Raw genomic sequence first — 10,579 nt, 5'->3', positions numbered from 1 at the left:
CTGTGGCACAATCGGACAACGGGTGACCCCCGTACGTCGCGAGATGCCCTCCAGGTGACCGGCCACCACACCACACCACCGCGGCGGCATCGCCCTACTTGACCGACCCGTGGCCCTTGCAGGTCACGGTGGCGACCGTGGGGTCGGGGAGCGAGGACTTGAACGTCCCCTTCGCCGTCCAGGCGTTCTCGCCGTCCTTCTTCACGGGCAGCGGGTTCTTGGTGTAGCCGTTGCTCGTGATGGTCACGGAGGTGGGGCAGCGGATCGCGAACGTGGTCGTGCCGTTGGGGACGACCCTGGTCGTCGACAGCTTCACGTCGTCGTACCCGAAGTCGAACTTCGGCGGCTCGGGCTCCTCGTCCTTCTTCGGGTTCACCGTGAGGCTGAGGTTGGCGACGCCGTTCTCGACCTTGCAGGTGAACTTGGCGACGTAGGTCTTGCCGGCGGCGACCTTGTTCGTCTTGGCGGTGGCCTTCCAGGTGCCTTCGGGGGTGGCCGCGGCCCACGCCGGCGGCGCGGCGAAGAGGCCGTCGTCGGAGACGTTGAGGGGCTTCTCATCGCATTCGGTGGCGGTGAGGGTGAGGGTGGTGCCAGGCACGAACGGGTTCGGCGTCGCCGAGATGCCCGGATCCGCGAACGCGGGGCCGGCGGTGAGGGCGAGGGTCGCGAGGCCCATGCCGGTCGCGGCGCCCACGGCGGCCAGTCGTCTGAGGGTCATTGACATTCCCTGTGATGAGGCGGGGTGCGGTTTCTGGCCTTTATGTGACGCTTATGTGCCGCCGCCGGTTGCCGTGTTCCGTGTTCTTGTCATCCCTTGAGCGCTCCGGCCATCAAACCGCGCATGAAGAAGCGGCCCAGTAGCAGATAGACGAGCAGGGTGGGCAGCGAGGCCAGGAGAGCGGACGCCATCTGCTGGTTGTACTGGACGGCCACCGCGCCGGAACCGGCGATGTTGTTCAGCGCCACGGTGACGGGCCAGCTGTCGGGAGTGCCCAGGAAGACGGCGAACAGGAAGTCGTTCCAGAGCGACGTGAACTGCCAGATGAGCGTCACGGCGAAGGCCGGGCCGGAGACCGGCAGGACGATGGAGGCGTACGTGCGGAGCATTCCGGCGCCGTCCACGCGGGCCGCCTCGATCAGCTCGGTCGGGATCGTGACGTAGTAGTTCCTGAAGATCAGCGTGCAGATCGGGATGCCGTACACCACATGGGCCAGGACCAGGCCGCGAATGGTGCCGACCAGTTCCATCTCGGTCAGCAGACCCGCCAGCGGGATCATTACCGCTTGATAAGGGATGAACATCCCGAAAAGGAACAGGGTGAACACGGCGTCGGAGCCGGGGAAACGCCATTTGGACAGTACGTAGCCGTTCAGCGAACCCAGGACGGCCGCGATCAGCGAGCCCGATACGGCGATCTTGAGGCTGTTCTCCAGGCCCGGCCGCAGCGTCTCCCAGGCCGCCCGCCAGCCCTCGGCGCTCCACTGGGCCGGCAGGTTCCAGGCGCTGCTCGGATCGGCCTCCTGGAACGACTTGAAGCTGGTGACGACCAGCACGTACACCGGCATCAGGAAGACCAGCGCGAAGGCCAGCAGCAGGGCGAACCGCACCGTCCGGAGCGTGCGGGGCTCGCGCAGGGCGCTCATGCCCGGTCCCTCCGGTCGGAGCGGACCGACCAGACGAGGTACGGGATCACCAGCAGGGCCACCGCCAGCAGCAGGTAGGTGGCGATGGTGGCGCCGTTGGCCGGGTCATGGGAGTCGAACACCTCGACGTACGTGGCGATGGCCGGCACGTACGTGATGATCTGCTTGCCCGCGATCGCCATGATCAGGTCGAACACCTTCAGCGAGATATGGCCGAGAATGATCAGCGCCGACAGCGTCACCGGCCGCAGCTGCGGGATGACGACGTGGCGGTACACCTTCCACTCGGAGGCGCCGTCCACCCGGGCCGCCTCCCGCAGGTCCTCCGGCACGGCGCGGAACCCGGCGAGGTAGAGGGCCATCACGTACCCCGACATCTGCCAGATCGCGGGCAGCGCCATGGCCGCCATGCCCCACCGCTGGTGCTGCCACCAGTCGTTGGCGAGCGCGTCCAGCCCGACCCGGCCGAAGAGCTGGTTGAGGCCGACGGCGCGCTCGGGCGGAGCGGGGTTCATCAGCCAGCGCCACACGACGCCGCTGGCGATGAACGAGATCGCCATCGGGAACAGGTAGATCGCCCGGAACCCCGCCTCGGCCTTGACGCCCTTCTCCATCAGGAACGCCAGGAACGCGCCCAGCAGCAGCGCGCCCCCGACGAACACGGCGGTGAACAGCAGGGCGTGCCGGACGGCGGGCGGCCAGCTCGGCTCGTCCCACAGGTCGACGAAGTTCTTCCCCTTGTCGAACCCGTACGGCGTGATCTCGTCGTGCCGGCCGCTCACCGCGACCCGGGTGTTCCAGAAGATCAGCCCGTACACGAACAGGCCGATCGCCACGATCGACGGCGAGACCAGCAGCAGTCCCGGGAGCCACCGCCGGGCGCGGCGCGGCGTCCAGCGGCGGCTCACTCGGGCGCGCTCCCTCCGTCGGGTACGGGCGGTGCCACTACTGGGCGCTGTTCTTGGCGGCGGCGACCAGGCTCTGCTGGAGCTTGGCCACGTCCTTGTTCTGGAGGAAGAGGCCCACCGCGGTGTCGATGTCGGTGTGCCACTTGTTGCTGGCGTACACGCCGTGCCAGAACGAGCCCGCGAGCTTGGTGTCGGGGCTGGTCCACTCGTTCAGCGCGTACTCCAGGTAGCCCTTGTAGAGGCTCTTGTCGGCGTCCTTGCGGGCCGGGATGGAGCCCTTCTTCGGGTTGAAGAGGTCCTGGCCCTCCTTGCTGCCGGCGACCTTGAGCCAGGCCAGCGCCCCGCCGCGGTGCGGCGCGTTCCGGGGGAGGGTGAAGCTGTCCGACAGCCACATGTACGTGCCGTCCGTGCCGGGGGCGGCCGCGTACTTGAAGTCGGTGTCGAGCTTCTTGCCGAGCCCGTTGGGGCCGGGGTTGACGTAGTAGCCGTAGACCCAGTCGCCCATGATGTTGAACGCGGCCTTGCCGTCCACGACCGCCTTGGCGGCGTCCTGCCACTCGCTGGAGGCCGACTCCTGGGTGGTGTACTTCATGATCTCGGCGAAGTCGGTCAGCGCCTTGGTGACCGCGGGGCTGCTCCAGTCGGCGCCCGGCTTCCACAGCGCGTTGTACGCGTCGGTGCCGAGGTCGCCGAGCAGCACGTTCTCCAGCAGGTGGTCGGCGGTCCACTGGATGCCGAGCGACAGCGGGACCTTGTCGGTCTTGTCGTCGACGGCCTTGAGCGCGGTGATGAACTCGGCGATCGTCTTCGGCGGGCCGTCGATCCCGGCGTCCTCAAGGATCTTCGGGTTGTACCAGAGCATGTTGGACCGGTGGATGTTCACCGGCACCGAGTAGATCTTGCCCTGGTACGAGATCTGCTCCAGCAGCTGCTGCGGGTACGCCTGCTTGAGGTTGTTGTCCTCGTAGAACGAGTCCAGCGGCTCGATCTGGCCGGCCTTGATGTAGTCGAGGAGCTCGGCGCCCGCGTGGCCCTGGAACGAGTCCGGCGGCTTGCGGTTCTGCAGGCGGCTGGCGAGCACCGCCTTGGCCTGCGTGCCCGATCCGCCGGCGACGGCCGCGTTCACGAACTTGGTGCCCGGGTTCGCCTTCTCGAAGTGCGCCTGCATCGCCGCCAGCCCGTCGGCCTCGCCGGGGCCCGTCCACCACGAGAAGACCTCCACCTGGGAGGCGTCCCCGCCGCCGTCGTCGCCGCCACCGCAGCCGGACACGGCCAGCACGCCGGCCAGGGTCGCTGCGGCGAGCGCCTTCCACCTACCACGCATCGCCAGTCCCTTCGTCACCCGGGAAAGCAAGCGTCCGTTCGGATCAGCGGAGGGTCAACAGGCGGAGACGAAACGAGATCTCGTGGTTACCCGCCGGGCACGGCGGGGTCACCACGCCAGCGACGGCGGCAGCTCGTCCGTACCGGCGTCCGGCCAGCTCAGCGGGTCACCCAGCGGGGCCAGCTCGGCGATCTGGAGGCGGTACCAGGGGGACGACTCGGGCCGGCCGGCGAGATCGACGCAGCGGTCCCAGGACCACCACTCGGCGTCCTCGACCTCCTCGGGGTCGAGCCGCATGGGGGCGCCGGACGGGACGACGGCGCGGACGACCGGGCAGCGCTCGTTCTCCAGCGTCCCGTCCTCGGCGGTCGCCTGGTAGCGGAACCGGGGCAGGACCGAGGTGATCGTGCTTCCCGTCACACCCAGCTCGTCGCGGAGCCGCCGCGCCACCGCGTCCCGCAGCCCCTCGCCGGGGCCGGGATGGCCGCAGCAGCTGCCGGTCCACACGCCGGGGAACGTGCGCTTGCCGAGCGCCCGGCGGGTGATCAGCACCCGGCCGGCGGCGTCCGCGAGGAAGCAGGAGAAGGCGAGGTGGTACGGCGTGTCACGGTGGTGGCTGGGAGCCTTGGGCGCCGTGCCGATGGCCTCGTCCGCCGCGTTGAGCAGCACGATCTCTTCGATCACCATGCTCCCTTTACTACCCCACCGCCCCGTGGCCCTCGCGTGTGGGTTTTGTGGCGAGGATGTGAGGAAGGAACGGCCCCTGGCGCGCGGCGGGTCAACCGGGACTAAACTCGGAACGGCCCGACGACCAGGGGCAGAGGAGCCCCTGATGGAGGAGTTGACGCGCGTGACTCTGCTGGAGTCGATCAAGGGTCCGGGGGACCTCAAGCGACTGGACGCCACGCAGATGCCGCGGCTCGCCGGGGAGATCCGGGAGTTCCTGGTGGACGCCGTGGCCAAGACCGGCGGTCATCTGGGCCCAAACCTGGGGGTCGTCGAGCTCACGATCGCGCTGCACCGGGTCTTCGACTCGCCGCGCGACAAGATCCTTTTCGATACCGGCCACCAGGCCTACGTGCACAAGCTGCTGACCGGCCGGCATGACTTCGGCCTGCTCAAGCAGCGCGGCGGCATCTCCGGCTACCCGAGCCAGGCCGAGTCCGCCCACGACATCATCGAGAACTCGCACGCCTCCACCGCCCTGTCGTACGCCGACGGGCTGGCCAAGGCGTTCGAGCTGAACGGCGAGAGCGACCGCGTGGTGGTGCCCGTGGTCGGCGACGGGGCGCTCACCGGCGGCATGTGCTGGGAGGCCCTCAACAACATCGCCGAGGGCCGCGACCGCCGCGTGATCATCGTGGTGAACGACAACGGCCGCTCGTACTCCCCGACCATCGGCGGGCTGGCCAGCCACCTGGCCGACCTGCGGGTCACCCCCACCTACGAGCACGCGCTGGAACTGGTCAAGAAGACCGTCCCGCGGGCCCCGGTCGTCGGCAACGTCGCCTACGAGGCGCTGCACGGCATCAAGAAGGGCCTCAAGGACATGCTGCAGCCGCAGGCCATGTTCGAGGACCTCGGCCTCAAGTACATCGGCCCCATCGACGGCCACGACGAGCAGGCCGTCGAGCACGCCCTGCGCAAGGCGCACGACTTCGGCGGCCCGGTGATCGTGCACTGCATCACCAGCAAGGGCCACGGCTACGCGCCCGCGGAGAACGACGAGGAGGAGCAGTTCCACTCGCCGGGGCCGTACGACCGGGAGACCGGCGTGCAGAAGCCCAAGGGCCGGATCTGGACCAACGTCTTCAGCGAGGAGATGGTCGCGCTCGGCGCGGAGCGCTCCGACATCGTCGGGATCACCGCGGCGATGCTGCACCCGGTGGGGCTGGCCGACTTCGCCGCCGCCTACCCCGACCGGTGCTACGACGTCGGCATCGCCGAGCAGCACGCGGTCACCTCGGCCGCCGGGCTGGCGATGGGCGGCATGCACCCGGTGGTGGCGATCTACGCCACGTTCCTCAACCGCGCGTTCGACCAGGTGCTGATGGACGTGGCGCTGCACCGGCAGCCGGTCACGTTCGTGCTGGACCGCGCCGGCGTCACCGGCGACGACGGGCCCAGCCACAACGGCATGTGGGACCTGTCGATCCTGCAGCTGGTGCCGGGCATGCGGATCGCCGTGCCGCGCGACGGCGCCCGCGTCCGCGAGCTGCTGCGCGAGGCGGTGGCCGTGGACGACGGGCCGACTGCGCTGCGCTTCCCCAAGGGCCCGGTCGCCGCGGACATCGACGCGATCGACACTCTCGGCGGGATGGACGTGCTGGCCCGCCACGACGGCGCCAACGGCACCCGCGTCCTGGTGGTGGCGGCGGGCGCGATGGCGACGCCCGCGGTGGAGGTCGGCGAGCGGCTGGCCGCGCAGGGCATCGGCGCGACCGTGGTCGACCCGCGCTGGGTCAAGCCCCTCGACCCCGCCCTGGTCGAGGCCGCGGCCCGGCACAGCATGGTCGCGGTCGTGGAGGACAACGGCCGCGTCGGCGCCGTCGGCGACGCCGTGGCCCGGCTGCTGCGCGACTCCGGGATCGACACCCCGGTCCGCACGTTCGGGATCCCGCAGGAGTTCCTCGACCACGCCAAGCGCGCGATGATCCTGGCCGACATCGGCCTGACCCCGCAGGACCTGGCCCGCGACATCATCGAGGCGGTGTCCCGGGCGACCTCCGTGGAGGCCCGCGAGACCGCCCCGTCCGACTGACGGGCCTCCGGCAGAGACGGCTCGGCCCCGGCCTCGGCCGGGGCTGAGCCATGTCGGGCGCGCGGGCCCGCCGGTCAGCGGGCGCCGGAGGTGACCTCCTGGATGCCGGCCCCGGAGGAATCGGCCCAGTAGAGGGTGTCGTGGTAGTAGATCCGGCCGTCCGCGCCCACGTGGGCGCTGTGGACGCGGAGCACGGCCCCTTGATGGGACGCGGTTGCGAACTTGCGGGTATGGGCGACGTCGGCGGAGGCCACTGCCGGGGCCGCCGCGACGAGGGCGAGTGCGGTGACGCCCGTCAAGGCGAGCCGGCGGGTGCTGATCATGGATGTTCCTAGCTCCGAGGTCGGGTCGGGTCGGATGGAAGGTCCCGCCCGCGGCCGCGGGCGGGACCGTACTTCAGGTCAGGCGGCGTGCGACGTCACTTGGCGACGCTCTTGACGTCCTTCAGGAACGCGCCTTCGTGGCTGGCGCCCTCGATCGACTTCTTGTAGAACGCGAGCTTGTGGTGGTGGTGCTTGCCCTTGCCGTGGCACTTGTGGTGGCAGTCGTCGTAGACCGTGCCGGCCTTGACGCTCTTCTTGAAGGCGCCTTCGTGGCTGGCCCCGAGGACGTTGTGCTCGTGGTAGGTGTCGGCCATCGCCGCACCGGCCCCGAACAGTGCCATCCCCGCGGTCGCGAAGCCGACGATCGTGATGCGCTGCATGGTGTTCATGAACGTGTCCTTCCTTGCCCCGCGCCCCCCGGAGAACCCGGGACGGAGGGGCAAGCGATCGTTGATTTTCCATCGGCTCAATTACCCTGCGTGGCATCTTGAACACGAGGCGTGGTTAAAGGTGCTTTTGCGTGTCGGTGGGCGGGGCGTGGTGCACGGTTCCTGGTTCGGGCCGCACCGTTCTGGTAACTGTGAGTAGTCAATCGAGGTGATCAACTCTGGAGTGACGGGGGGACGATGATGCGAGACACGTTCGAGAACGGAAGGGCCCTGCGCCGCGGAGCGGTGCCCGTGGCCGCGCTCGCGGTGGTGGCGGCGCTGCCGGCGGTGGCGGTGGCGGCGCCCCCGGCACCGGTGCCGTGCACTGACGGCAAGGGGGACGAGGCGGCGCTGGCCCGCGCCTTCCACAACGGCGGCACCATCATCCTGGAGCGCGACTGCGTCTACTCCCTGACGAAGAAGTACGGCACCGACTCCGTGCTGCCCGCGGTCACCAGGGACACCCGTGTCGAGGGCCGCAAGTCCACGATCGCCTGGCGCGGCACCGAGCGGGTGCGGTCGGTGATCGAGCTGGCGGGCAAGCCCCGCGTGCGGTTCGAGATGCGGGACGTGCAGATGCGGACCGGGCGCGCGATGTCCAACATCAGGGTCCGGCCGGGCACCAGCGCCTCGATCTCCAACATCAACGGCGGCGACGCGTCGTTCTGGAAGCGGTTCTTCGGTGTCGGCCGGGACGATGACGGCCGTACCGGGGCCAGGCCCGCGGCCGACCGGTCGGCGACCGACACGTCCAGGGGGCAGGCGCCCGCCCGGACCGGCACCGCCCAGACCCCGGTGCCCGGCGACCCTGAGCCGGTCGCTCCGGCCGCCGACGCGCCCGCGCCCAACGCGCCCGCGCCCGAGGCCGCGCCGAACGCGCCCGCGCCCGAGGCCGCCGCCAACGCGCCCGCGCCCGCTCCCAACGCGCCCGCGGACGGCACACCGGCCGGAAAGCCCCAGGCGGACCAGCCCCAGGCGGACCAGTCCAAGGACCAGCCGCAGAACCAGCAGCCGCAGGCGCAGCAACCGCAGGGCCAGCAGCAGCAGGGTCAGCAGCCGCAGAGCCACCAGCCGTACACGCCGCACCCGTACGCCCAGGACCCGTACGCCTTCGACCCGTACGCCGACGGCGACCACGGCCGGGACGGCGAGCTGAGCGACGAGGAGGAGCGCCAGTTCGCCGCGGCCTTCCTGCCTGCGCTCATGAACGGCCCGCTCGCCAACCTGACCGACCTGGGCGGCCTGCTCGGCTTCCTCGCCGGGCCGCGGAAGGGCGGCCGGTAGCGCCCGCCGCCGCTCCTCACACGCCTTCGGCCGCCACCAGCTGCCAGAAGTGCGTGATCGAGGCCGCGGCGGTACCGAGGTCGCGGCCGGAGTACGTCCACCGGCCGCGAAGCCGCCAGGGCCGGCCCGCGCCGTCCTGCACGAAGACCTGCAGCGGGAACGTCGCGTCGTGCGCCCGGATGACCCCGGACGGATCGACCGTCGGCCGCAGTTCCGGCTCGCCCTCGCACCGCACGCCCATGACGCGCGTCCCCGGATCCTGGCGCAGGAGCCCTTGCGTCAGGTCGTAGACGAGCACGGACACGTAGTCGGGGCCGAGCCACCTGAGGTCGGGCAGCCGGGCGGGTGGGGGGAATCCGTACAGCTCTGGACCGCCGCTCACACGCGCACCGTAGCGCCCCGGTCAGGTCTGCGTCACTAGTTCGTCACGGGGTTCTCTGGCCGAGCGGGCGGTTCGCCGGAAACCGGGGGACGGCCCGGGGCGCCCGGGGCCGCGCTCAGCCCGGGTGGCAGGCCGACCGCATGGCCTCCCACCGGGCCAGCTTGACCCGCTCGCCGCGGCCGAGCGAGCGCGCCAGCTCGATCTCCGCGGCGTCCAGGTTGAGCCAGTCGGCGTAGGTGACCACCCGCAGGCCGCGCGACTCCAGCAGTTCCTCGATCGTCCGGGCGGGCCGGGGCCCGTCCGGGTCGAGGTCCGCCAGCAGGTTCCGCACGGTCTCGGCCGCGTCGGACTTGTTGGTGCCGACGACGCCGGTGGGGCCGCGCTTGATCCACCCCGCCACGTACTCGCGCGGGACGACGCCGTCCGGGCCGACGATCCGGCCGCCCTCGTTGGGGACGACGAAGGACCGCTCGTCGAACGGCACGCCCTCCAGCGCCACGCTCTGGTAGCCGACCGACCGCAGCACCATGCCGACCGGGAGCGTCTCGTACTCGCCGGTGCCGGTGACGCGGCCCGACTCGTCCAGCCGGGTGCGCTCCACCCGCAGCCCCTCGACCCGCTCGGTGCCGAGGATCTCCACCGGCGCCCGCCAGAACCGCACGTCGATCCGGCGCGGCCGGTCCTCGTCCGGGTCGCCGGTCCAGCCGTTCAGGACCTTGACGTTGCCGCGCACGTGCCGGTCGGACTCGGCCAGCTCCGCGCTCGCCGGGTCCAGCTCCATGTCCTCGGGCCGCACGTGCACGCTCACGCCGGGCAGCTCGCCCAGCTCGCGCAGCTCCTTGGTGGTGAACTTGGCCTGCGCGGGCCCGCGCCGCCCGACCATGTGGACGCGCCGGACCTTGCTCGCCGCGAGCGCCTCCATCACGTGCTCGGGGATGTCGGTCTCGCGCAGCTCCTCGACGGTCTTGGCGAGGATGCGCACCACGTCCACGGCCACGTTCCCGACGCCGATGACCGCGACCTCCTCGGCGGTCAGGTCGAAGGCGTGGTCGGCGGCGTCGGGGTGCCCGCAGTACCAGTTGACGAAGTCGGTGGCGGCCACGCTCCCGGGCAGGTCCTCGCCCGGGACGCCGAGGTGCCGGTCGACCATCGCGCCCGTCGAGTAGATCACCGCGTCGTAGCAGTCGAGCAGGTCCGTACGGGACACGTCGCGGCCCAGCTCCACGCAGCCGAAGAACCGCACCGCCGGGTTCTCCAGCACGCGCTGCAGGTAGCGGGCGATCGACTTGATGGACTTGTGGTCGGGCGCCACGCCGTACCTGACCAGCCCGTACGGGGTGGGCAGCCGGTCGAGGACGTCGACCCGGACGTTGTCGTCGGTCTGCTTGACCAGGGCCTCGGCGGCGTAGAGGCCGGCGGGCCCGGAGCCGATCACTGCGACGTGCGGGGGTGCGGTCGTCATGCGCGCCATTGTGCCCATCCTATGTGGGCAACGACACACGGACCCCGTACGACCCGGTGAATC

General features: G+C 70.8%; 11 protein-coding genes. 2 read left to right on the top strand and 9 right to left on the bottom strand.

The window, feature by feature from the left end; translation table 11 throughout:
* Positions 1 to 94: 94 nt before the first annotated feature.
* The 5 genes from AB0881_RS28820 to idi form a co-directional block, all read right to left on the bottom strand.
* Positions 95 to 718, bottom strand: a complete 624-nt coding sequence (locus AB0881_RS28820) for a hypothetical protein (RefSeq protein WP_366621799.1) — start codon at positions 716 to 718, stop codon at positions 95 to 97.
* Positions 719 to 807: 89 nt separating this feature from the next.
* Complete coding sequence (locus tag AB0881_RS28815) at positions 808 to 1,644, bottom strand: carbohydrate ABC transporter permease (RefSeq protein WP_366621798.1); 837 nt, start codon at positions 1,642 to 1,644, stop codon at positions 808 to 810.
* Complete coding sequence (locus AB0881_RS28810; RefSeq protein WP_366621796.1) at positions 1,641 to 2,552, bottom strand: sugar ABC transporter permease; 912 nt, start codon at positions 2,550 to 2,552, stop codon at positions 1,641 to 1,643. Before AB0881_RS28810 ends, AB0881_RS28815 begins: the two co-directional genes overlap by 4 nt.
* A 37-nt stretch (positions 2,553 to 2,589) precedes the next feature.
* Positions 2,590 to 3,876, bottom strand: a complete 1,287-nt coding sequence (locus AB0881_RS28805) for an extracellular solute-binding protein (RefSeq protein WP_366621794.1) — start codon at positions 3,874 to 3,876, stop codon at positions 2,590 to 2,592.
* A 108-nt stretch (positions 3,877 to 3,984) separates the two neighbouring features.
* Positions 3,985 to 4,563 (bottom strand): isopentenyl-diphosphate Delta-isomerase, encoded by a 579-nt coding sequence (idi, locus tag AB0881_RS28800; RefSeq protein ID WP_366621793.1) that lies wholly within the window; start codon positions 4,561 to 4,563, stop codon positions 3,985 to 3,987.
* 163 nt (positions 4,564 to 4,726) lie between these two features.
* On the opposite strand from idi, the gene dxs reads away from it, so the two are divergent.
* Positions 4,727 to 6,637, top strand: coding sequence for a 1-deoxy-D-xylulose-5-phosphate synthase (gene dxs / locus AB0881_RS28795; protein ID WP_366621806.1), 1,911 nt, complete (start codon positions 4,727 to 4,729; stop codon positions 6,635 to 6,637).
* A 74-nt stretch (positions 6,638 to 6,711) separates the two neighbouring features.
* Here the strand turns inward: dxs and AB0881_RS28790 are convergent, their stop codons facing one another.
* Both AB0881_RS28790 and AB0881_RS28785 read right to left on the bottom strand, forming a co-directional pair.
* The gene (locus tag AB0881_RS28790) at positions 6,712 to 6,960 is read right to left on the bottom strand and encodes a hypothetical protein (RefSeq protein WP_366621791.1); all 249 of its coding nucleotides are present in this window, start codon (positions 6,958 to 6,960) and stop codon (positions 6,712 to 6,714) included.
* Positions 6,961 to 7,055: 95 nt separating this feature from the next.
* Complete coding sequence (locus AB0881_RS28785) at positions 7,056 to 7,349, bottom strand: hypothetical protein (protein WP_366621790.1); 294 nt, start codon at positions 7,347 to 7,349, stop codon at positions 7,056 to 7,058.
* Positions 7,350 to 7,586: 237 nt separating this feature from the next.
* On the opposite strand from AB0881_RS28785, the gene AB0881_RS28780 reads away from it, so the two are divergent.
* Positions 7,587 to 8,672 (top strand): hypothetical protein, encoded by a 1,086-nt coding sequence (locus tag AB0881_RS28780; RefSeq protein WP_366621788.1) that lies wholly within the window; start codon positions 7,587 to 7,589, stop codon positions 8,670 to 8,672.
* Between the two features lie 16 nt (positions 8,673 to 8,688).
* Here AB0881_RS28780 and AB0881_RS28775 read toward each other — a convergent pair whose 3' ends face one another.
* Entirely contained in the window at positions 8,689 to 9,054 is a 366-nt protein-coding gene (locus AB0881_RS28775) for a hypothetical protein (protein WP_366621786.1), read from the bottom strand.
* 115 nt (positions 9,055 to 9,169) lie between these two features.
* Positions 9,170 to 10,516 (bottom strand): FAD-dependent oxidoreductase, encoded by a 1,347-nt coding sequence (locus tag AB0881_RS28770; protein ID WP_366621784.1) that lies wholly within the window; start codon positions 10,514 to 10,516, stop codon positions 9,170 to 9,172.
* Positions 10,517 to 10,579 lie beyond the last annotated feature (63 nt).

The organism is Spirillospora sp. NPDC029432 (assembly GCF_040703975.1).
Taxonomy (GTDB): Bacteria; Actinomycetota; Actinomycetes; order Streptosporangiales; family Streptosporangiaceae; genus Spirillospora.
This window is presented reverse-complemented; position numbering and strand designations above follow the sequence as displayed.